The sequence below is a fragment of the Klebsiella sp. CTHL.F3a genome, from assembly GCF_019890895.1.
In the GTDB taxonomy this organism is placed as follows: Bacteria; Pseudomonadota; Gammaproteobacteria; order Enterobacterales; family Enterobacteriaceae; genus Klebsiella; species Klebsiella grimontii.
Genome location: NZ_CP082360.1, coordinates 2360013 through 2383004 on the forward strand (window position 1 = coordinate 2360013; position 22992 = coordinate 2383004).

Consider the following 22992-nt stretch of genomic DNA (forward strand, 5'->3'; position numbering starts at 1 on the left):
ATAAAATGGTTTTTTGCCCTGAGTGCTCCTATCCAGCGCGATTGCAGCGCGCTAAATAAAACCGGTTAAAGAGGTTTCTTTTTGATGAATGAGGAATCATCGGTATACGCGGGGTTTTGTCCTCCGGGATGGGTGAGGTTCAACATGTCCCGGGCAGCGTTGTGGTATGAACGGATGGTATGGCATGGGCCAACATAAACGGTTCTGATAACTCCTGATCTCACTTCCTTCATTGCATCCTCCGGGGTTAGGATTTCTGCTGCACCATCAAGGTGGTCAGGGTGCGTTTAGTGAGAAGGTATTATTACCGCTGCAACTGAAACAAAAATACAAACAGATCACATTTTGAAAGTTTTATTTCGATTTGTCGTTGTGGCTTATCTGTAACATCTATGTGTCTATAATAGCTATTTTTATAATTAACTGATATATAAAGTAATTTTTAGGATTGATTATGCCCTTTAACGGCGATGGCAGGGAAGTGAATTGTTAAAATTATGATATATATCACATTTGTTAATATGCCTGGTTATGGAATTTAAATTTCATTATTGAGTTTATTTTATTTTTTATTCGAAATTTGAGAGGTGCAGCGGTAAGGGAAAATTTCAACGCATCGCGCCATCTGCGCGCTTTTTGACGCCGGTTGATGGGGTGAATAATACTTATGGTCAATATCTGGCGGTAGACCCCTCTGAGTAATACCATCGAGAAGCGCCAATTATCATTGTGATACGCACGCTCTCTTTTTGATAATCCCTCTGACGATATCATCCGCCTTCGATGGTTTAACCTGCCGCTATTTTTAGAGACGCCTCACATAACTCAGCCTGAAATAACCCTTTATTTATAGATGGCATAGCCATTGCTTGATTCCGTTATCTTTCTTTGTGAGTGGAGACTGAAAATATGGATACATTGCTAGTTGGCAGTGAGGTGCCCCGCGTCGATGGGCTCGCCAAGGTGACGGGTAAAGCGGTCTATGGCGATGACATTATTATGAACAATATGCTATATGGCGTATGCCGCTACGTGGATATACCCGCCGGGCGCATCGATGCGCTCGACCTGTCGGAGGCGGAAAAAGTGCCCGGCGTCGTGCGTATTGCCACCTGGAATGATATCCCCGGCCAGCGCAAACTGGGGGCGATCGTTCCCGATCATCCGCCGATTATCGACAAGGAGATCGCCTATCGCGGCGACGTGGTTGCCGTGGTGGCGGCGGAAACCTACGAGGCAGCCTGCATCGCGGTCGATAAAATCAAAATCACCTACACCCCGTGGGAGCCGATTACCTCCCCGGAAGAGGCGATGAAGCCCGGGGCGCGCCTTATTCACAGCGAACTCGATAGCAACATCATTAACCGCCACCATACGGCGAAGGGCGATATCGACGCCGGATTCGCCGCCTCCAGCCATATTTTCGAACGCGAGTATGAGGTGGGTTTCCAGGAGCACGGCTATATTGAGCCGGAATCGATCACCGCCTACCTGGATAATAATGAACAGATAATGACCATCGAGGGGTCGATTCAGAATGCTCACCGTACCCGGGCGGTGATTGCCAAATACCTCGACCTGCCCCAGGCGAAGGTGAACATTAAGCGCTCCGTGCTGGGCGGTTCCTTCGGCGGCAAGGATGACATTATTGATAACGTCTCCTGCCGCGCGGCGCTGCTGGTGCACCTGACCGGGCGGCCGGTTAAGATCTCGTATAACCGCGAACAGTCGATGCGCGAGAGCTACAAGCGCCACCCCTATAAGATGAAATACCGCATTGGCGTGGACGACGACGCGCGTATTCAGGCGATTAAAATCGACATTATCGCCGATGGCGGCAGCTACTGCGGCCAGACGGTGTTTGTCACCTGGCGCAGTTCCGTGCAGGCCGCGGGCCCCTACAATATTCCTAACGTGCGCGTCGATCTGGTGGGCGTTTACACCAACAACAACTACACCTCGGCCTACCGCGGCTACGGCGCGCCGCAGGTCATTTTCGCCAACGAATCGCTGATGGATGAGGTGGCGGGCGAACTGGGTCTGTCGCCCGTCGAATTCCGCCTGCGCAACATACTTAAGCAGGGCGATACCAGCATGGCCGGACAGGTCTTCAGCGAGCATACTGTCTCCGCGCAGGAGGTGCTGGAGAAAACGCTGCTCAAGGCCGAATACGAGGCCAAACGCGAGCACTACAAAAAGCTTAACGCGGAAGGCGGCCCGATCCGCTACGGGATTGGCTTCGCGCTGAGCCACCGCGGCTGCTCTCTGGGGGCCGAGGGGCTGGATGCGTCCTCGGCGCTGATTCAGGTGAATGCCGACGCCAGCGTCAACATTTCTACCTCGGTATCCGAGAACGGGCAGGGGCTGCAGACCACCATGTCTCTGCTGGCGGCGGAAGCGTTCGGTATTGCGCTCGATCGGGTAATGTTTAGCGAACCGGCCACGGCGATGATCGCTGACGGCGGCTCAACGGTCGCTTCGCGCGGTACCCTGATGGGTGGCCAGGCGATTCTGAGCGCGGCGAACAAAATTAAACAACGCATGGCGGACGCCGTGAGGGAAACGCTGAAAGCGCAGAGCCTCGACGATATCGCCTGGCAAAATGGCAAAGTGTTCAACCGTCACAGCCCGGCACTTAGCCTCAGCTTCCAGCAGGTGTGCGATATGACCCGGGCTACCGGGGCAAACCTCTCTGCCTACGGCTGGCACGTGGCGCCGAATATTCACTGGGATGAGGAGAAGGGTTGCGGCAGCCCCTATTTCACCTGGGTGTACGGCTGCCAGTTGGCCGACGTGGCGGTGGATACGCGCACCGGTAAAATCACCGTCAATAACGTCGTCGCCACCCACGATGTCGGTAAAGTCATTAACCCGGTTGGTTTTAGCGGCCAGGTTTACGGCGGCGTGCTGCAGGGGATGATCGGTTACGGCATGCTGGAGGATTTCAACACCGAGCACGGCGTGGTGAAATCGGAAAACTTCGATACCTATCTGCTGCCGACCATCAAGGATATGCCGCACATCGATATCATTGCGGTGGAAAACTACGATCAAGCGGGGCCAATGGGGGCGAAGGTTATCGGCGAACCGGTACTGGAACTCGGCGCCGCGGCCCTCAACAACGCGGTGAGTTTCGCCATCGGGCGGCCTAACCGGACCCTGCCGCTAACCCTCGAGCAGGTTCGCCTGGGTTACAACCTCAAAAAACCGCAGCGCCAGAGCGAGCAGATGCTGGAGTCGGGTGATAAGAAACAGGTTCATCGCCTCAATACCCTGTCGCTGAGCGTACCGCAAACCCTGAAACAGGCCCTGACGCTGATGGCCGAGAAGGGGGCGATGCCCATCGCCGGCGGCACCGATGTGCTGGTGCAGGCGCGGATGCTGTCCGGCGAGGTGCCGCTTGTCAATATCGCCGGGCTGGCGGAGCTGAAGGAGGTCTTTGACGTGGAGGGCGGCGTCTCGATTGGCTCCGGTGTCTGCTTTACCGACCTGGTTAAGCATCCGTTGATTCAGCAGCGCTATCCGCTGCTGGTTACCGCCTGTAAAACCGTCGGCTCCCTGCAGCTGCGCAACCGGGCGACAATCGGCGGCAATATCGTTAACGCCGCCCCGTGCGCGGACTCCATGCCGCCGTTGATTATTTACGAGGCGGAGGTGGAGCTGCGCAGCGCGCGCGGAACGCGCCGGATGCCGGTCAGCGAATTTGTCGTGGGCGGCTATCGCACCCTTCTTGAGCCCGATGAGCTGGTTGTCCGCTTTATCCTGCCGGCGCCGACGCAGCAGCCGCTGATCAATCGCTATCTGCAGCTTGGCCGGCGCAATGCGTTGAACATTACGCGCCAGAGCCTGACCGGGCAGTTTATGGTCGATAAAGGCGTGGTTCGCCTGTGCCGTCTGGTGGATGGCGCGCTGATGGCCAAACCGCAGCGCCTGCTCGAGGTTGAGCAGGCGCTCATCGGCCGGACGCTGGACGCCGCCACCATTGACTATGCGGCCGGGGTGCTTCACGACAAGGTAGAGAAAGCCATCGGGGGACGCTGGTCAGCGCCTTATAAGGTCCCGGTATTTATCGATATGTTCCGGCAGATGCTGCAGGAAGTTATGACAGAGCAGAAAAAATAAGGAGCCATGAACATGAACCATATTGAGCTAAAAGTGAATGGCATCCGCATTGCCCGCGATGTGAAAGACAATGTCCGCCTGATCGATTTTCTCCGTGAAGATCTCAAGTTAACCGGCACCAAAGAGGGCTGCTCGGTGGGCGAGTGCGGAGCCTGCACCGTCATTATGGACGGCAAATCCGTCTGCTCCTGCCTGCTGCTGGCCGCCCAGTGTAACGGGGCGGAGGTTACCACCGTCGAAGCGCTGCATCACGATCCGGTCGGTAAAAAATTGCAGAACGCCTTTATTCGTCACGGCGGCGTTCAGTGCGGCTTCTGCACGCCCGGCGTGTTGATGAGCGCCAAGGCGTTGCTGGATGCTAACCCTAATCCCAGCGACGATGAGTTGAAAGAGGCGCTGGAGGGGAATATCTGCCGCTGTACGGGATATCAGCCAATCATTACCTCGATTAAAGCGGTGCTGAAACCCTGATCGCCGCAAGCGCCGCCGTCGCCAGCCGACGGCGGCGCTTTTTCGGCTGCAGGAGGAGGATGACGATGAGCAAAAAAATGGATAAACAGTGCATTATGCTGGCCGCCGGGCTCTCCAGCCGGATGGGGAAATGGAAAATGATGCTGCCGTGGGGCGAAGGAACGATTCTGGATAGCGCCCTTGCCGGCGCCCTGGCGTTCTGCGATCGGGTGGTGCTGGTGACGGGGTTTCGTGGCGATGAGTTGGCCGCATGCTATCAGGATCATCCGGGCGTAGAGGTGGTCTTTAACCCGCGATATCAGGACGGCATGTTCTCTTCGATTCAGTGCGGGGTGGGCCATATCAGCGCTTCGCGTTTCTTTCTGGCGCTGGGCGATATGCCGGAGGTGACGCCGGGCGTCTACCGCCGGCTGTGGGACAACGCCGACGCCGAGAGCTGTCTTATTCCGGCCTACGAGCGCGGCAAAGGCCACCCGGTTCTTCTGCCGAAGCGGGCGATCTCGCTGATTCGTCGCGCCCCGCAAGGGGCCACCCTGCGGGACGTTATCGGTCAGATGGCGGTGCGCGTTATTCCCGTGGCGAGCCAGGGGATTCACTGGGACGTTGATACTCCGCAGCAGTATCTTGAGGTCGCGCGACGCTGCCGTAAGGATCAGGTCGCTGTCGGTTAGCGTTGGAGAAGGGAATAAGAAGAGACAATATCGCCCCGGGGTGCGCGCCGCGGGGCGATATTTTTTACCCCGCGGCGCTTTCGCGCAGGCGGGTTTTCAGCTGGTTGTATTGATCAATAACGTACCGTTCGGCGGCTTGCCGATCGGCAATGCGCTCAACGTTAACCGCGCAGTACTTGTACTCGGGGGTTTTGGTTATCGGGCTGAGATTCTCGGTGACCAGCTCGTTGCAGGCGCCGATCCACCACTGATAGGTCATATAAACCGCCCCTTTATTCGGCCTGTCGCTGACCTTCGCCCGGGAAATCACCTTGCCTTTGCGCGAGTTAACCCACACCAGTTCTTCGTCCTCAATGCCGAGCCGTTTGGCGTCGGCGGTGTTGATCTGGATGTAGCCCGGTTCGTCCGCCAGTTTGGCCAGCGCCGCGCAGTTGCCGGTCATCGAGCGGCAGGAGTAATGGCCCACTTCGCGCACTGTGGAGAGCACCAGCGGATACTCGTCGCTCAGGGTATCGATCGGCGCCTGCCATTCGCAGGTGAAGAACTGCGCCAGTCCGTTTGGGGTGGAGAAGCGCTCCGCAAACAGATACGAAGTGCCCTGATCCGCCTCGGACTCGTCGCGGCACGGCCACTGCACGTAGCCCAGCTCTCCCATCTTCTCATAGGTCGCGCCGAAGAAGTTGGGGCACAGCTGGCGGAGCTCATCCCAAATCTGCTGCGTGTTGTCGTACTTCATCGGATAACCCATGCGGGTGGCGATCTCGCAGATGATCTGCCAGTCGGTCTTCAGATCCCACTTCGGCTCAACCGCCTTGAAAAAGCGCTGGAAGCCGCGGTCCGCTGCGGTATAGACGCCCTCATGCTCGCCCCACGAGGTCGAGGGCAGAATCACATCGGCCGCCGCGGCGGTTTTGGTCATGAAAATATCCTGGACGATAACCAGTTCCAGATCCTCGAAGGCCTGACGCACGGCGGAAAGCTCGGCGTCGGTCTGCAGCGGATCTTCCCCCATAATGTATGCCGCCCGCACTTCGCCGTGCGCCACGCGGTGTGGCAGCTCGCTGATGCGGTAGCCGGGGTTCTCCGGTAGGCTCTCGACGCCCCAGGCGTTGGCGAACTTTTCCCGGTTTTCCGGGAATTTCACATACTGATAGCCCGGAAAGGTGTCCGGCAGCGCGCCCATGTCGCAGGCCCCCTGAACGTTGTTCTGACCGCGCACCGGGTTAACGCCGACGTGCGGTTTCCCCAGGTTGCCGGTAAGGATCGCCAGGCTGGTCAGGGCGCGTACCGTTTCGACGCCCTGCCAGAACTGTGTCACCCCCATTCCCCACAGAATCATGGCGTTTCCTGCGGTGGCGTACAGCCGCGCGCATTCGCGAATCTGCCCGGCGCTGATGCCGGTGATGGCTTCCACCGACTCCGGCGTATAGCCTTCAACGATGTTGCGATACGCTTCGAAGCCTTCGGAACGCCCGGCGACGAAGGGTTTATCGTACAGATCCTCTTCGATAATGACGTGCCCGAGGGCGTTGAGCAGCGCAATATTGGAACCGTTTTTCAGGGCAAGGTGCAGATCGGCAATGCGCGCGGTTTCGATTTTACGCGGATCGCAGACGATAATTTTCGCCCCGTTGCGTTTGGCGTTGAGGATATGATTCGCCACGATAGGGTGCGAATCCGCCGGGTTATAGCCGAAAATAAACACCAGATCGGTATCATCGATCTCGGTGATAGCATTACTCATCGCGCCGTTGCCGACCGACTGGTGCAGACCTGCAACCGAAGGGCCGTGTCAGACGCGTGCGCAGCAGTCGACGTTATTGGTACCAATAACGGCGCGCGCAAATTTTTGCATGATGTAGTTGGTTTCATTGCCGGTGGCGCGCGAAGAGCCGGTGGTCTGAATCGCGTCCGGGCCATATTTCTCTTTAATGGCGCTCAGACGGGTGGCGACGTAATCGAGCGCCTCATCCCAGGAGACGGATTCTAGCCTGCCGCCGCGCTGGCGGCGGATCATCGGGGTTTTCAGGCGCGGCGTGAGGATCTGGGTATCGTTAATAAAATCCCAGCCGTAGTAGCCCTTCAGGCACAGGGTACCCTGATTGTTTTTTCCCATAGCGGCATCGGCGCGGGTAATCTTTCCCTCTTCTACCGTGAGCTGCATTTTGCAGCCGGAGGCGCAGTAGGGGCAGACGGTCGTTACTTTCTTCATAGTAAGGGTCCTTAATCTTAGAACAGCAGGGCAAAACTAAAGCGGCCGTTCAGGCCCTGCGCGATCCCCTGCTGTACGACGGGGATCGCCAGCAGCAGCAGGGTTAGCAATGCGAACAGGAGTCTGGTGAGCATCGTTACCCCTCCTGGGCTTCTTCCGGCTGTTTCTCCTTTTGAACTTTGCGCAGCAGGAGCCACATTCTGACGGTTCTGACGGCCATGTTGCGTGCCGCCGAACTTGGCGGGGCCGGATCGGGGACCGGCGTTTCGTGGTTAACGCGCAAAGGCACGCTGCCGTTGAGGGTGAGGTTGGCGACAATAGCCGTCAGGGTACCGATCGTAATCCCGCTGTGCAGAAACAGCTGAACCATCGGCGGAAACTGGGTGAATAAGTTGGGCACCAGTACCGGCATCATGCCGAGGCCGAGCGTTAATGCCACCACCATACCGTTATTATTGTTGCGGTAGTTGACCTGTCCCAGGGTACGAATACCAGACACCGCCACCATACCGAACATGACAATGCCTGCGCCGCCGAGGATCGGTTTCGGTATCAGCACCACCAGCGCCGCCATCCTCGAGAACACGCCCATCAGAATCAGAATGATGCCGGAGACCGACACCACAAAACGGCTGCGCACCCCGGTTAAACCGATCAGGCCGACGTTCTGCGCGAACGCGGCGTAGGGAAACAGATTGAAGAAGCCGCAGATGGTGGTCGCGATACCGCAGGTGTTGAGGCCGTTGCGCAGCATCTTCGCGTCCACCTTTTTCCCGACGATATCCCCGGTCGCCATCATCGAGGACATGGTTTCCACCATCACCACTACCATCACCATCGATAGCAGGGCGACGGGGATAATATGAAACTCAGGTTTGGCGAAGGGCATCAGGGTCGGCAGATGGAGCCAGGGAGTGGCGTGGACCAGACTGAAGTCGAGAGGCTTAAAGCAGCTCCAGAGTACGGTGCCGATGATAAGACCGATCAGCACCGACGTGTTTTTCACGACGCCGGAGGCGAAGGTGTAAATATTGAGAATAATCACCAGCGTAATCGCCGCCATCAGCAGCGAGAAGGGGGCGCCAAAGCCGCTCATTTCGCTGCTGCCGCCGCCAATCCACCCGCCTGCCACCGGCATAATTGACATGCCGATAAGCGTGACGATACTGCCCATCACCACCTTGGGAAAGAAGCGGATAAGCTTACTAATCCACGGCGCGCAGCAGAGGATGAATATACCGGACACGATCACCGCCCCGGAAATCCCGCCGATCCCGTACTCCTTACCGATCAGCACCATCGGAATCAGCGCCGCGAAGGTACAACCCTGGATAAGCGGCAGCCGGCAGCCGAGCCACTTACCGACCCCCAGCGACTGCACGATGGTGGCCGCGCCGCAGATAAACAGGTCGGCGCTGATGAGTAAAATAATGTGTTCCGGCGGGAGCCCTACCGCGTTGCCCACTACCAGCGGAACCGCCACGGCGCCGGCGTACATCACCAGCACGTGCTGTAGCCCATAAAGAATCATTTGCGTAACGGGTAAAACTTCATCGACCGGCGCGGCCGAGCTCCCGTTTCGTGAGGCGGAATTGGCGATATCTTTCATGAAGTTGTTATCTCCTGTACGACTTCACTCCGTATATACCCTTCATACTTCAAGTTGCTTGTGCGTTAGCTTTCCTCGCTCACCCCAGTCACTTACTAGAGTAAGCTCCTGGGGATTCGCTGTGTCGCCGCCTTCCTGCAACTCGAATTATTTTGGGTATAAGCGTGAACAGAGCCGAAGTTACGATTCGAAGGCCGCTGCCTCCCTGAGCTGATGCGTTCACCAGCGTGTTGCGCGCACGTTGAGTGATATGCGTAAGCTGTGCCAAAAATAAACATCCGGAGAATCGAAGAGGAATTGTGTGAAATAACTCACGGGAAAAAGGGCGGAATATCTCTCTGAGGGCAATATCTTTAAATAAGACGCGTTGGCAAAAAATGTGCGCTATCACATTGAGATAGGGACAATCTCATTTTGGTATTACGCACGATACGTTGAATTATCAACATGATTAAATCCAGAACGCAGCGAATAATCTTCGCTCAGCGCGCGTGGATAATTATCTCGCCGTTACGCTGAGGGGCACTTTTTTTTGAGGCGGCTCGCAAAAATGAGCAGCATATGAATACCTTGAAAAAAATCGCCTGATTATTGCATCGCTTCCCGGTGAGTCCTGAAATAATAAAGGGAAGCAAATGAATAAATTTATCGTTGCCGATTCTGCAAACTGTATTGGCTGCCATGCCTGTGAAGTGGCCTGCGTCACCTCTCATCGCCAGGACCGCTGGCCCCAGCAGCGTAGCGACTTTCTTCCACGCATCCGCGTGTTCTTCAACCGTAAGGCCAGCAGCGCGACGACCTGCCGCCACTGCAACGACGCGCCCTGCGTCGGCTCCTGTCCGACCCAGGCGCTGCGCGTGGCGAACGACAGCGTTCAGTTTACAGAGGCGCTGTGCATCGGCTGTAAAAACTGCGTCATCGCCTGTCCCTTTGGGGCCATTGAGATGGTAGCCAACGATGACGACGCGCCGCAGCTGGCGCAGAAGTGCGATCTTTGCAGCCAGCATCCTTCCGGTCAGCAGGCGTGCGTGGCCAGCTGTCCAACCCAGGCGCTGCGCCTGATGGATGAGGCTGCCGTTAACCAACTGCGCAACGCGCGGCAGATCCGATCCGCGCTGGAAAGACCGCTGAAGGGCGTTCGCGGCGCGAGACGTAACGCGATACTCAATAAACCTCCGCGCGTTGGTGCGAAAAAAGTGCCCGCCGATGACCGCCTGCGGCATTTCGGCGAAATCTATCAACCGCTGGGCGAGCGTGACGCGGAATATGAGAGCGAACGCTGCCTCTACTGTGCACAGAAGGCATGGTGCAACTGGACCTGTCCGCTGCATAACCACATTCCCGATTTCATCCGCCTGGTGAACGAAGGCAAGATTATCGAGGCGGCGGAACTGTGTCATCAGAGCAGCTCCCTGCCGGAGATTTGCGGCCGCGTCTGTCCGCAGGACCGGCTGTGCGAAGGGGCCTGTACCTTAAAGAACGAGGGCGGCTCGGTCGCCATTGGCAATCTTGAGCGCTATATCACCGATACCGCGCTGGCGATGGGCTGGCGACCGACAATCGACAACGTGGCCCCGCGCCGGGAGCGGGTGGCGGTGATTGGCGCCGGGCCCGCCGGACTGGGCTGCGCCGATATTCTCGTGCGCGCGGGCGTGCACGTTGACGTCTTTGATCGCCATCCGGAAATCGGCGGCCTGCTGACTTTCGGTATCCCGCCGTTCAAGCTGGATAAAAAGGTGCTTGAGATGCGCCGCGACATTTTTAGCGCCATGGGCGTCAATTTTCATCTCAACCAGGAGGTGGGTCGCGACGTGGCTTTTGCCGATCTGCTGAAAAACTATGACGCGGTTTTCCTCGGCGTGGGTACCTACGGTCTGATGGCCGCCGGTCTGGCGGGAGAGAACGCCCCCGGCGTGATTCAGGCTCTGCCGTTTCTGATTGCCAGCACCCGCGAGGTGATGGGGCTTGAAGAGAGCGCCGAGTATCCGCTGACCGACATTAAGGGGAAACGGGTGGTGGTGCTTGGCGGGGGAGATACGGCGATGGACTGTCTGCGTACCGCCGTTCGCCGCGGCGCAGCGAGCGTGACCTGCGCCTACCGTCGCGATGAGCTAAGCATGCCCGGGTCGAAAAAAGAGGTGGTGAACGCGCGGGAAGAGGGGGTGAAATTTGAGTTTAACGTGCAGCCGCAGCGCATTCAGCTCAACCGTAAGGGGCAGGTCTGCGCGGTAGAGATGATCCGCACGAAGATGGGCGAGCCGGGCCCGGACGGCCGCCGTCGGCCGCAGCCGATCCCGGATTCCGGGTTTGAACTTAAAGCCGATGTGCTCATTATGGCGTTTGGCTTTCAGGCTCACGAGATGCCGTGGCTGCGCGGCCACGGGATTAAGCTGGACCGCTGGGGGCAGATAGTGACCGGTGGCAAAGGGCGCGGAACGACGCAAACCAGCCATGACAAAATTTTTGCCGGCGGCGATGCCGTGACCGGGGCGGACCTGGTGGTCACCGCCATGGTTGCCGGGCGGCAGGCGGCCAGCGAGATGCTGACGCAATTCACGGCCCGGGAGGAGATATGACCCGTTTTATCGTTGCCAGTTCGCAGGCCTGCATCGGCTGCCGGACCTGTGAGGTAGCCTGTGCGCTGGAACACGTGGCGCCGGGGGCGGAGTTTCACCCCCGCCTGAAAGTGATGCGCCTCGACGATGTTAGCGTGCCGGTGATGTGTCATCAGTGCGAGAACGCGCCCTGCGTGGGCGCCTGTCCGACCGGGGCGCTAAGTATGGGGGCGGAGAAGGTGGAAGCTGACGGCGGGCGCTGCATTGGCTGCCAGAGCTGCGCGATCGCCTGCCCGTTTGGGGCGATTACCATCGAGGTGAAGGCCGGTCTGACGCCGGTTATCGTTAAGTGCGATCTTTGCGGTACCCGCGAGCGCGGCCCCGCCTGCGTTGACGTCTGCCCGACGGCGGCGCTGAGTATCATGACCGAAGAACAGCTTAACGCGCTGCAAAAGCAGCGCAATATCGCCACCGCCGCGCTGCTGTCGCTGTAAACGTTGCGCCCGGCGGCGCAGAAGCCGCCGGGCAATTTCACGCGCGTTCTGTCAGCAAAAAAAACCGGCTTGCCAGCCGGTTTAGCATTTTTACGCGGGCTACGCGGGGAGCGCATCCATTCGCGCCCACATTTTTTTCGCCACTTTCTGCGCTTCGCGGAATATCGACTCGCAGTCGAAGCTGAACTGGCGATCCTCGTAGATCATCACGCCGTTCACCATGACGCTGCGCACGCTGTTTGCCCCAAGGCCGAAGGCGATATGTCCGGCGATGTTTTCCGCGATCAGCGGCGTCGGCGCCATATAGTCGCAAATAGTGAGGTCCGCTTTATAGCCCGCCTCAAGGCGGCCAAAGTGGGCGTTGAAGTTGCGATTCAGCAGTTCGTTGCCGTTGCTCAGCGCCTTCGCGAAGCTGTCCGGCCACAGCGGCCCGCCGGCGTCGCGGTGTTTAAAGAAGGCAAACTTCATCTCCTCGAACATGTCGGAACCGATGCCGTCGGTGCCGAGCGCCAGATTGCGCATCTGCGGCAGGCGGGGGTTGTAACCGACGTGGTTGTTCATGTTGGAGCGGGCGTTGTGCACCAGGAAGCCGTCCTGCGCGTTGAGCAGCTCGACGTCGGCATCGGAGATGTACAGGCCGTGGGCAATCAGCGTTTTACTGTTGATAAGGTCGAACTCCGCCAGCCGCACCAGCAGGTCCTTGCCGTAAAGGTGATGGCTGTGAGAGACATCGTAGCGGTCTTCCGCCGCGTGAATATGCAGGCCGCGGCCGGTGGCTTTTAGCGCTTCGCGCAGCATCGCCAGACCTTCATCCGGCACGGTGAACGGGGCATGGGCGCCGATATGGGCCTCGACCAGATAAGGCTGGTCGCCCTTTTCACGCGCGGCGTCGATCTCTCTGGCGAAGCGAATGTTCTCCTCAACGCTGTCGCGCAGCTCGCTGCTGCCAAAGTTGCGGTCGGTGGTTTCGAAGCAGGTCATTCCGCGCAGCCCGATTTTGAGGAAGGCGTTGCGCAGCTGGCTCAAGGAGCCCGCAATATAGTGAGGCGACGCATGATGATCGATCACCGCCGTACAGCCGCTGCGCACGGCCTCCATGGCGCAGATCAGCCCGCTGTAGTAGAGCGACTCCTCGTCCAGCGCCCGGTCAAGGCGCCACCACAGGTTTTTCAGCGTGGAGATAAAGTCCGGGCTGGGGGCGATATTGGCCTGAATCCCCCGGGACAGGCCGGAATAAAAGTGATTGTGGGAGCAGACCATGCCGGGCATCACCAGCTGCCCGCGCATCTCTTTCACCTGCGCCTGCGGATAGCGCTGGCACAGGCCGGGGCCGACAGCGAGAATTTTATCATTCTCAATGGCGATATCGACGTTCTCCCACACTTTCGCCGGATAGATCTGCGCGGCGGTGGCATTTTTCAGGATCAGGACACTCATACTTCAACGCCTCCCAGAAGATAGCTTTGGTGCTGATGAATGTGGCTTATGATGCGGCACATGGCGTCTAGCTGGGCCGGTACCTCGCTAAACTGGCCGCGGTCGTTTATTTCCAGCTGCCACGTCTGGTCGTCCTGACGCACTTTGACACTGGCGCCCGCGACGAAGAAGCCTGGATTGGTGCTGTTGACAAAATCCTGCTCCAGGCTGAACACGGTGATTTTGTCTTTATACGGTTTTCCCTGCCACGGGCAGAACTGAGCGCAGTTGCCGCATTCGTTGCAATAAGCGTCCAGATGCAGGGTCTGGAAGCGATTCTGGAAGCCCGGGACGGCCACGGAAATATTGGCGCGGTTCGGACAGACGTCGACGCACTTGCTGCACACGTAGTTACACTCCAGGCAGCGGCTGGCTTCCTGCTCGACAAAAGCCTCGCGCTGGTTTTTATCCACCAGGGTGACGGCGATAGCGCCTTTACGCTGGTACACCTTCGCCGGATCGACATTGTTCCAGACTTTGTTTCCGTAGCGGCTGGCGATATTTTCCCGGGCCAGGATCGCGTCCGTGGCCCGTCGCGCGTTGCCGATAGCGGAGACGATAGATGAGGGGCCGCGCTGAACGTCGCCGATCAGGAAGACGTTCGGCTTGCTGGTCTCGCCATCGGCGTTGACCACCGGCCAGCCCTGTGGGTCGAGCGGGATCCCCATTGCCGACAGCGCTTCGCCGTCCTGCTGCTCGCCGATGGCGGTAATCAGAGAGTCGACTTGCAGGGTGCGAATCTCATCGGTTTCCACCGGGCGGCGGCGGCCTTTCTCATCCGGCTCGCCGAGCTTCATGACGCGTACGACGAGCGTCCCGTCGGCGTTAAACTGTTCCGGGTTACATAGCCACTCGAAGTCGACGCCGTCGAGCAGCGCCTCATCGTACTCTTCGCGCCAGGCGGGCATCTCTTGCTGCGAGCGGCGATAGACGATGGTCGCGCTCTGCACGCCCGGTACGCGCAGCGCCGCGCGGGCGCAGTCCATCGCGGTATTGCCGGCGCCGACCACGGCCACATGTTTGCCCAGATTCAGCTCGGCGCCGCGGTTAAACTGGCGCAGGAACTGCAGCGATTTATGCACGTTCTGGTTGTCGCCGCCCAGCTTCACGCCGCTGTTTTTATCGGTGCCGGTGCCGACCAGCACGTAACGAAAACCTTTCGCCTGCAGTTTTTCCACGCTCAGATGCGGATCGCAGCCGTACTCAATTTTGACGCCGTGGGCGACGACAAAATCGATATCGTGCTGAATAAGCTCGCCGGGAATGCGGAACTGCGGAATGATATTTTGCACCACGCCCCCGGCGTTGGCTTCGCGTTCAAATACCGTGACCGGATGCCCGGCGCGGGCGTGGAAGTAGCCGGCGGCGAGACCGGCAGGGCCTGCGCCGATCACCGCTACCGGGTGCCGGGAGCCGGATCCCGCGGGCTTATGCCAGCGGCTACGGTACTCGTCCCAGCCTTTCTCCAGCGCCACTTTTTTCAGTTCGCGGATGTTGAGCGCGCTGTCGTAATCCAGCCGCGTACAGTTGTACTGGCACTGGTGATCGCAGATATGGCCGGTGATGGCCGGTAAAGCGTTGCGCTGATAGATCAGCTCCAGCGCGTCGGCGTAGCGATGCTCGCCCAGCAGGCGGATATACTCCGGAATATCCTGCTTGATGGCGCAGGCCGTCACGCAGGGGGCGACGTAGCAGTCCAGCAGCGGCAGCGGCTCGCCGGTATCAATGCGCTCTTCCGGCTTCCACTGTTTCTGGGTGTAGTCCATGCTCACCGCTTTTTCCGCCAGCGCGTTGAGGCGCTCGACGTCGATCTGCGTCATGTTCCAGCCGTCGGCTTTCTCCAGCTCGCGCATGCACTCGCTCAGGCGCAGATATCCTCCCGGCTTCAGCAGGTCGGTGGCCATGGTGATAGGGCGAATGCCGGTGTCGAAAATCTCGCGAATGTTGAGCTGGCTGGCGCCGCCGGAGTAGGAGATCGGCAGCTTGCCGTCAAACGCCCGCGAGAGCAGGGCGGCCACGTTGATAGAGAGCGGGAACAGCGCGCGCCCGGACATATACATTTCATCTCCCGGCAGCGCGCCTTTGTTGTTGACGGTGCCGAGGGTGTTGGTCAGCTTGACGCCAAAGCCGAGGCTGCGCGCTTTCGCCAGCGCCATCAGGCGCATCAGCATCTCCAGCGCCCGGTCAATCTTAAGGTCGTGATCAAACGACGCTTCGCTAAGGCCGATATAGCCGAAGCCGCAGGTGTCGAGGATCTCGCGCACGCGCGGATAGCCGAGCAGGGTTGGGTTGAGCTTCACAAAGGTATTGAGGTTTTTCTCCGTCAGCATATAGCGACAGATGGCTTCGATCTCGTCCGGCGGGCAGCCGTGCATCGTCGAGAGGGTGACGCCCTGGACCAGCCTGGCCGGTATGCGCTGCGCCAGGTTGTCCAGCCCGTCTTTGCGTGCGCAAGTTGGCAGGCTGTCGATAAAGGTTTTATTTTGCAGCCAGCGGTTCAGCGTGTCGCGGTACTGGGCGAATTTAGGATGGGCGGAGGCGTCCATCATGTTGTCGATAAATTCCTGCATTGGCGGCTGCTTAATACCATCAAGGTTGTAGCCGACGCTCATATTGAAAATAAACGACTTGCTCTCTTTATTCGTCGCCAGCGGAAAGATCTGCTCCAGCAGATGCAGAGCGAACCAGGCTTTCAGGTACTCATCCCAGGCTTTTTTCAGGGTAAATTCAGTGGACCACTCGGTATTGAAGCACTCATCTTCCGCGTCGATACAGGGCTTTTCCAGCTCCAGACGATCAAGGATCTGTACGGTTTTCAGCTCGATAAACCGCCCGCCGGTTAGCCAGGCGGTAATGATGTTTTGCGCCAGCTGGGTATGCGGCCCGGCAGCGGGGCCGAGAGGCGTGGCGCAGCTTTCGCCAAATACGCCGATCGAACGCTGCGCCTGCGGCGAATAAAACTGTTGTTCAGGAATGCCAAAAATAGATCCCTGACTCTGATACTCATCGAAAATGCGCGTTAACAGCTCCTCAAACGGCACGGGACGCATTATATCTCCCATAACCCTCTCCTTAGATATCATTGTAAGATCGACATTGCCGGTGGTAATAATCCCGACGGATAAAGAAAGAGGAGCAACAATCACACCAGTTATTCAAACGGCGGCGGCGGAATAATTAATTTGTGAACCAGGTCGAAACTCAACGCCGCGGCGTGAATAATTCCATAGCGGGTAAATGAGAACTCAAATCAATACGCTTTATCATTCGGCGAGATTTCTCAAAATCAGATCCGGAATATCAGAATGATAATTTATGTCGGCTATTCGGCGGTGATTTCAGCGGGCGGTGGGAATTTGGCCCGGTGGTTGACGAAATAATCGGCGCGATAGCCCAATTTCAACGTCGCCAGGGCTAACAAAATGACCTGATTCACAATTCGCGATAAAAAACGGCGGGGCAGTATAAATATTGCATAGCCATAATCGGTCGCTGCGACGGTATTTTCAACGGAGGGTGAGCTCTCAAACTGAGAAGCCGGTCGACATCGCAGACAATCCCCAAAACCGTAAAAGAAATTGCCTTTGAGGTTGGTATGAATATTTTCGCAGAAGCAGCACGGCTTGAAGAACAGAACTGCCCCTTTGCCCTCGCGCAGATTGTCGAAAGTCGGGGCTCCACCCCCCGACACGCCGCTCAGATGCTGATCCGTGAGGACGGTTCGATTGTGGGCACCATTGGCGGCGGGATGGTGGAACGTAAAGTTATTGATGCGGCGCAGGCGGCGCTGCGCGAGCGGGAATCGCGAATGTTTCACGGCCGCATGGCGCGCACCGGCAGCGACGCCGTGGGCTCCGACTGCGGCGGCGCGATGTCGGTATACATCAGCGTTCACGGCCTGCGCCCGCGCCTGCTGCTGGTCGGCGCCGGGCACGTTAACCGCGCGGTTGCCCACGCCGCGGCGCTGCTGGATTTTGATATCTGCGTCGGCGATACCTACGCCGCAAGCCTCTGTCCCGATGCTTTCCCCGCTTCGGCGCGGCTGGCGCATGCTGCCAGCTTCACGGATGTGGTGGACGCGATGGCGGTACGGCCGCAGGATTTCGTGCTGATTGCCACCAACAACCAGGATCGCGAGGCGCTGGACAGGCTGATAACCCAACCGGTGGCGTGGCTGGGGCTGCTGGCCAGCCGGCGAAAAGTGCAGGCCTTTGTACGTCAGATGCGGGAGAACGGCGTGCCGGAAGCGGATATCAGCCGCCTGCGGGCGCCGATTGGCTATGACATCGGCGCCGAGACGCCAAACGAGATCGCCATCAGCGTGCTGGCGGAGATCCTGCAGGTGAAAAACGGCGCGCCGGGGGGGCTGATGAACCAGGTTAAACAGGCGGGTCGGCAGGAATATGCCGTGGAGGCGGCGGAAATCTGAGGTTCTGCCAGGGGAAATGTTGCCGGGAGGTTCCCGGCAACCCGTGGCGTACAGCTTACTGGCTAATCATGGTGCCGGTTTTCCCTTCAATACCCTCTTTGGCTTTGCTTAACATGGTGATCAGCGCCTGGCGTCCCGGCCGGGAGCGGGCGAAGGCGGCGGCGGCTTCCACTTTTGGCAGCATTGAGCCTTTGGCAAAGTGACCCTCTGCGATAAAGCGTTCGGCATCGCGTAGGGAGAGGTTATCTAGCCACTGCTCCTCAGGTTTACCGAAGTTGATCGCCACCTTTTCCACGGCGGTGAGAATGATCAGCAAGTCGGCGTCGATCATCTCCGCCAGCTTCGCGCTGGCCCAGTCCTTGTCGATAACCGCGCTGGCTCCGCGCAGATGGTTACCCTCGCGAATCACCGGAATGCCGCCGCCGCCGACGGTGATCACCACGTGGCAGTCATCCATCAGCGCTTTTACCGTTTGTTTCTCGATAATATCTACCGGCATGGGCGACGCGACGACGCGACGGTAGCCGCGCCCGGCGTCCTCTTTCATGATGTAGCCGTTTTGGCTCAGCTTTTCGGCCTCTTCTTTGCTGAAGAACGAGCCGATGGGCTTGGTCGGATTAAGAAATGCCTTATCGTTAGCGTCCACTTCCACCTGGGTTATCAGGGTCGCCACTGGAATATCCAGCTGGCGCGACAGCAGCTCTTCGCGAATCGCGTTCTGCAGGTCGTAGCCGATGTAGCCCTGGCTCAACGCCACGCAGACCGACATCGGCAGCATCGGCGTGTGGGCCTCGGTTTTGGCCGCGGCTTCAAAGGCCTGGTTGATCATGCCCACCTGCGGGCCGTTACCGTGAGTCACCACCACCTGATGGCCAAGGGCGATAAGATCGACGATCGTCCGCGCGGTGTGCCGTACGGCCTGCATCTGTCCGGCGAGATCGTCGCCCAGCGCATTCCCGCCGAGAGCGAGAACAATTTTTTTACTCATAGCATCCTCTCATTACGTTTCTGTTCCGCTGACGGCCAGGTGAGCGGTGGAAAAGGGTTGTCGGCGTAAAAAACGGCCCTGACCGGCGGTGCCAGTAAAAGTGCCGTTATCAAAAATCACCCTGCCGTGGGAGAGCGTCTGGCGAATCGCGCCCTGGCAGATAAAGCCCTCATAGGGTGAATAGTCAGCGTTGTCGTGCAGCATGTCGTGGCGAATGGTGGTGGTGCGTTTGGGGTCGATGATGACCACGTCGCCATCGGCGCCGGGCGCCAGCAAGCCCTTCTGCGGCCATAGGCCAAACAGCTTCGCCGGATTGGTGCTGGTGAGCGCCACAAAGCGCTCGGGGGTGATGCGCCCGGTCATGACCCCATGCGAGAACAGCAGCAGCAGGCGGTTTTCCACTCCCGGCAGACCGTTCGGGCAGCGGCTAAAGTCGCCGCCGGAGATCTGCCTGCGCTGCTGCGCAGAGAACGCGCAGTGGTCGGTGGCGACCGTGTCAATGTCGCCATTGCTGATGCCGCTCCAGAGGGCGTCGTTGTTGCTGGCGTTGCGCAGAGGAGGGCTGAGCAGATAGTTAAGCGCGTCTTCGCGCTCGTAGCAGCGCTCGTCCAGCAGCAGATACTGCGGGCAGGTCTCCACCCACACCGGCTGGTGGCGTCTTCTGGCCAGGCGTAGATAGTCCAGACCCAGGGCGTTGGAAAGATGCACGATATACAGCGGCGCGTTCCCCGCCAGCTGCGCGAGATTGATGGTTCGGGCTATGGCTTCCGCTTCGCACTCCAGCGGGCGGCTCAGGGCGTGATAGCGCGGCGCGGTTTTACCGGCGTTGATAAATTCCGCCCGGCGCTGGGCGATGGCGGCATCGTTTTCGGGATGAACGGTGGTTAGCGCGCCGGCGCGCTGGAGGTGGCGCATCGCCTGCAATATCTCATCATCGCTGAGTTTGTACTGGTAGGTCAGATAGAGCTTAAAGCTGCTGATGCCGCTATCCACCATCATCGGAATCTCGTCGAGAATGCCGTGGTTAACGTGCTGGATAACGCCGTGAAAACTGTAGTCGATAACGGCTTTATAGGCGGCGTAGCCGCGATAGACCTCGAACTGGTGGCGCAAATGGCAGCCGACGGGCCCGAAGCCCATATGATCAACAATGGTGGTGGTACCGCCGCAGGCCGCGGCCCGGGTGCCGGTAAAGAAATCATCGCAGCTGCGGGCGAGACCCACGTCAATATTGAAATGGGTATGAACGTCGACGCCGCCGGGCATCACGTAGCAGCCCTCGGCGTCAATTACTTCGCAGGGTTGTTCGGCCTCAATTGAATCGGCAAGGCGCTTGACGAGGCCATCTTCGATAAGCAGGTCCTGCTTCACTTGGCCGTCGGCGTTGACGACGAGGCCATTTTTAATCAGTACGCGCATAGAAACCTCAATATGCCGCCGCAGGACGCAGCGGCAGACAGGACGAACGATTACTCCGTGGCCAGCCAGCTCAGCGGGATGGCGGCATACATCGCGGCGCAGGTCACCAGATGCGATTTCCAGGTTTTCTCATTCGGCGCATGCGCTTCCGGCTCTTTCCCTGGCCCAAAGCCGATAACCGGAATGCCGTGGCGGCCCATAATGGAGACGCCGTTGGTGGAGAAGGTCCACTTATCCACCACCGGCGCTTTGCCGAACAGCCCTTCATAGGCGTTGCTCAGGGCGCGGACGGTAAAGTGGTTCTCTTCCACTTTCCAGGTCGGGAAGTAGCATTCGGTCGGGTAGACCAGGCCAGTCCAGGAGGGACGCTCGTAGTTGTACATCGAGACCACCGCGGCGGCTTTTTTCACTGCCGGCAGCGCGCGGATCTCATCCAGCGCGCCTTCCCAGGTTTCGCCCCAGGTCAGACGGCGGTCAATGGAGACGGCGCAGCTATCCGCTACCGCGCAGCGGCTCGGCGAGGTGAAGAAAATCTCGGAAACGGTCAGGGTGCCTTTGCCGAGGAATTCGTCATCGCCCAGCTTGTGCGAAAGCTGTTCCAGCTCGGTGAGAACGGGCGCCATTTTGAAGATGGCGTTATCGCCGCGCTCCGGGGCGGAGCCGTGGCAGCTGACGCCCTGAACTTCCACGCGGATCTCCATACGCCCACGCTGGCCGCGGTAAATCTGGCAGTCGGTGGGTTCGGTGCTGACGACAAATTCAGGACGAATGCCGGATTGTTCAATAATGTACTGCCAGCACAGGCCGTCGCAATCCTCCTCCTGAACGGTACCGGTCACCAGCAGGGTATATTCATCTTCCAGGCCCAGATCTTTAATGATTTTACCGGCGTAAACCATGGAGGCCATTCCGCCCTCCTGGTCAGACGCGCCGCGTCCGCCGATCAGCTCATCGGTCTCCATACCTTCGTACGGGTCAAAGTTCCAGTTTTTGATATTGCCAATACCGACGGTATCAATGTGCGCATCCATTGCCAGCAGACGCGGACCGTGGCCGATGTAGCCCAGCACGTTGCCCATCGGATCGATTTCAACTTTATCGAAGCCGACTTTTTCCATCTCTTCTTTAATGCGGTGTACCACGCGCTTCTCATCGCTGCTTTCGCTGGGGATAGCGATCATATCGCGCAGGAAACGGGTCATCTCTTTTTCGTACTGTTTTGATTTTGCCAGGATTGCGTTGAACGGAATTTGCTTAGCCATAACGATGTTCTCCAGTTCTGAATACGGACTTCCCGCGCGGCGGGAGGAATTTTGCTAAGTCGGCTATTGCGCCGCCGGATGCCTGCCTTCCCAGACGACTTCGCGATAGTGCTTAACGTCGGTGTCGCCTTCGGTGCTAATCACCAGCACCACGGAGCGGCTGTCCAGCTTGAGCTTGTGCATCAGGGCTTCGCGCTGCGGATGGAAATGAATCGCCGCCAGCAGGCCGAGACCGACGGCGCCGGATTCGCCGGAAATAATGCGCGGATCCTGGCCCGCCGGGTTTCCCAGCACCCGCATGCCGAGGGCGGCGACGGCGTCCTGACAGGAGACGAACTGCGTGGCGCAGTTGCGCAGCACTTCCCAGCCCAGCGGGTTAGGCTCACCGCAGGCAAGGCCGGCCATAATGGTGGCCATATCGCCGCTGACGTTGACCATCTGGCCCTTCAGCGCAGAGCGATAGAGGCAGTCGGCTAGCTCCGGCTCGACGATAATGGAATGGAGATGCTTTGCGCCGTAGACGTCGGCCAGATAGCCCAACACGCCGCCGGCCATCGCCCCCACGCCGCCCTGCAGGAGCACGTGCGTCGGACGAGCGATACCCATTGAGGAGAGCTGTTCTACCGCTTCATCAGCGAGGGTGGCGTAGCCCTGCATAATCCAGGTCGGAATTTTTGTGTAACCTTCCCAGGCGGTGTCCTGTACCACCTCCCAGCCGTTTTTCTGCGCGGTCTGCATGGTAAAGCGGACGGTGTCGTCGTAGTTCATGTCGGTGACGATGCATTCCGCGCCGAGGCGCAGAATGGCGTCAACCCGCTCCTGCGCGGAGCCTTTCGGCATATAGATGACCGCGTTCTGGCCTAACTGGCGGGCCGCCCACGCCACGCCGCGGCCGTGGTTGCCGTCGGTGGTGGTGGCGAAAGTCATCTTCTCTTTAATGCTGGATTTAAGCGTTTCGAAGGAGAGATCGTTGATATCTAAATGATATTTTTCACACAGCAGCCGGGCGATGGCGTAAGAGCCGCCGAGCATTTTGAAGGCGTTGAGGCCAAAGCGCCGGGATTCATCTTTAACGAGGATTTTTTGTACCCCAAACAGCGCGGAAAGTTCGTTCAGCGCCACCAGCGGCGTAGGCTTATAGCCGGTAATCTTTTGATGAAAGCGGCGAGCCTGCTGCGCCTGCTGGCGTGAAAACAGCGGTGAAGTCTCCGCGTTAAAAAAACGGTTTTCGGCAATATCCATTTTCAATGAGAAAGCAGACATACTCGATCCTTATCCTTTATT

13 protein-coding genes and 1 pseudogene are annotated in these 22992 nt (G+C 58.6%); 6 read left to right on the forward strand and 8 right to left on the reverse strand.

What is annotated here, in order from left to right; all coding sequences use genetic code 11:
• The first annotated feature begins 909 nt into the window (after nt 1-909).
• The 3 genes from K7H21_RS11130 to K7H21_RS11140 all read left to right on the forward strand — a co-directional run bounded on the left by K7H21_RS11130 (nt 910) and on the right by K7H21_RS11140 (nt 5264).
• Nucleotides 910-4122, forward strand: a complete 3213-nt coding sequence (locus tag K7H21_RS11130; RefSeq protein WP_142480991.1) for a molybdopterin cofactor-binding domain-containing protein — start codon at nt 910-912, stop codon at nt 4120-4122.
• A gap of 12 nt (nt 4123-4134) precedes the next feature.
• The gene (locus tag K7H21_RS11135; protein ID WP_004121880.1) at nt 4135-4593 is read left to right on the forward strand and encodes a (2Fe-2S)-binding protein; all 459 of its coding nucleotides are present in this window, start codon (nt 4135-4137) and stop codon (nt 4591-4593) included.
• Between the two features lie 65 nt (nt 4594-4658).
• Nucleotides 4659-5264: a nucleotidyltransferase family protein gene (locus K7H21_RS11140; protein WP_142445595.1), complete on the forward strand. Its 606-nt coding sequence runs from the start codon at nt 4659-4661 to the stop codon at nt 5262-5264.
• A gap of 64 nt (nt 5265-5328) precedes the next feature.
• Here K7H21_RS11140 and fdhF read toward each other — a convergent pair whose 3' ends face one another.
• A complete protein-coding gene (fdhF, locus tag K7H21_RS11145; protein ID WP_223035777.1) occupies nt 5329-7476 on the reverse strand; it encodes a formate dehydrogenase subunit alpha in 2148 nt (715 codons plus the stop codon).
• A gap of 136 nt (nt 7477-7612) precedes the next feature.
• Entirely contained in the window at nt 7613-9085 is a 1473-nt protein-coding gene (locus tag K7H21_RS11150) for a nucleobase:cation symporter-2 family protein (RefSeq protein ID WP_049115878.1), read from the reverse strand.
• A 635-nt stretch (nt 9086-9720) separates the two neighbouring features.
• On the opposite strand from K7H21_RS11150, the gene ygfT reads away from it, so the two are divergent.
• Both ygfT and K7H21_RS11160 read left to right on the forward strand, forming a co-directional pair.
• Nucleotides 9721-11661 carry a formate-dependent uric acid utilization protein YgfT gene (gene ygfT / locus K7H21_RS11155; RefSeq protein ID WP_087828977.1) on the forward strand — a complete coding sequence of 647 codons (1941 nt, stop codon included), beginning with the start codon at nt 9721-9723 and terminating at the stop codon, nt 11659-11661.
• A complete protein-coding gene (locus K7H21_RS11160; protein ID WP_004121863.1) occupies nt 11658-12134 on the forward strand; it encodes a 4Fe-4S dicluster domain-containing protein in 477 nt (158 codons plus the stop codon). The genes ygfT and K7H21_RS11160 overlap by 4 nt, the downstream gene beginning before the upstream one ends.
• Nucleotides 12135-12233: 99 nt before the next feature.
• Here K7H21_RS11160 and ssnA read toward each other — a convergent pair whose 3' ends face one another.
• Complete coding sequence (gene ssnA, locus K7H21_RS11165) at nt 12234-13571, reverse strand: putative aminohydrolase SsnA (protein ID WP_223035778.1); 1338 nt, start codon at nt 13569-13571, stop codon at nt 12234-12236.
• Nucleotides 13568-16672 carry a putative selenate reductase subunit YgfK gene (gene ygfK, locus K7H21_RS11170; protein WP_223035779.1) on the reverse strand — a complete coding sequence of 1035 codons (3105 nt, stop codon included), beginning with the start codon at nt 16670-16672 and terminating at the stop codon, nt 13568-13570. The genes ssnA and ygfK overlap by 4 nt, the downstream gene beginning before the upstream one ends.
• A 533-nt stretch (nt 16673-17205) precedes the next feature.
• On the opposite strand from ygfK, the pseudogene K7H21_RS11175 reads away from it, so the two are divergent.
• Nucleotides 17206-17982: pseudogene (locus tag K7H21_RS11175) on the forward strand (XdhC family protein); the annotation flags it as partial.
• A 112-nt stretch (nt 17983-18094) separates the two neighbouring features.
• Here the strand turns inward: K7H21_RS11175 and arcC are convergent.
• The 4 genes from arcC to dpaL all read right to left on the reverse strand — a co-directional run bounded on the left by arcC (nt 18095) and on the right by dpaL (nt 22971).
• Nucleotides 18095-19027 carry a carbamate kinase gene (gene arcC / locus K7H21_RS11180; protein WP_004121856.1) on the reverse strand — a complete coding sequence of 311 codons (933 nt, stop codon included), beginning with the start codon at nt 19025-19027 and terminating at the stop codon, nt 18095-18097.
• Nucleotides 19028-19039: 12 nt separating this feature from the next.
• Nucleotides 19040-20446: a dihydropyrimidinase gene (gene hydA / locus K7H21_RS11185; RefSeq protein WP_004121850.1), complete on the reverse strand. Its 1407-nt coding sequence runs from the start codon at nt 20444-20446 to the stop codon at nt 19040-19042.
• A gap of 50 nt (nt 20447-20496) precedes the next feature.
• On the reverse strand, nt 20497-21708 hold the full coding sequence (locus tag K7H21_RS11190; RefSeq protein WP_004121846.1) for a YgeY family selenium metabolism-linked hydrolase: 1212 nt from the start codon (nt 21706-21708) through the stop codon (nt 20497-20499).
• A gap of 63 nt (nt 21709-21771) precedes the next feature.
• Nucleotides 21772-22971 (reverse strand): diaminopropionate ammonia-lyase, encoded by a 1200-nt coding sequence (dpaL, locus tag K7H21_RS11195; RefSeq protein ID WP_004121843.1) that lies wholly within the window; start codon nt 22969-22971, stop codon nt 21772-21774.
• Nucleotides 22972-22992 lie beyond the last annotated feature (21 nt).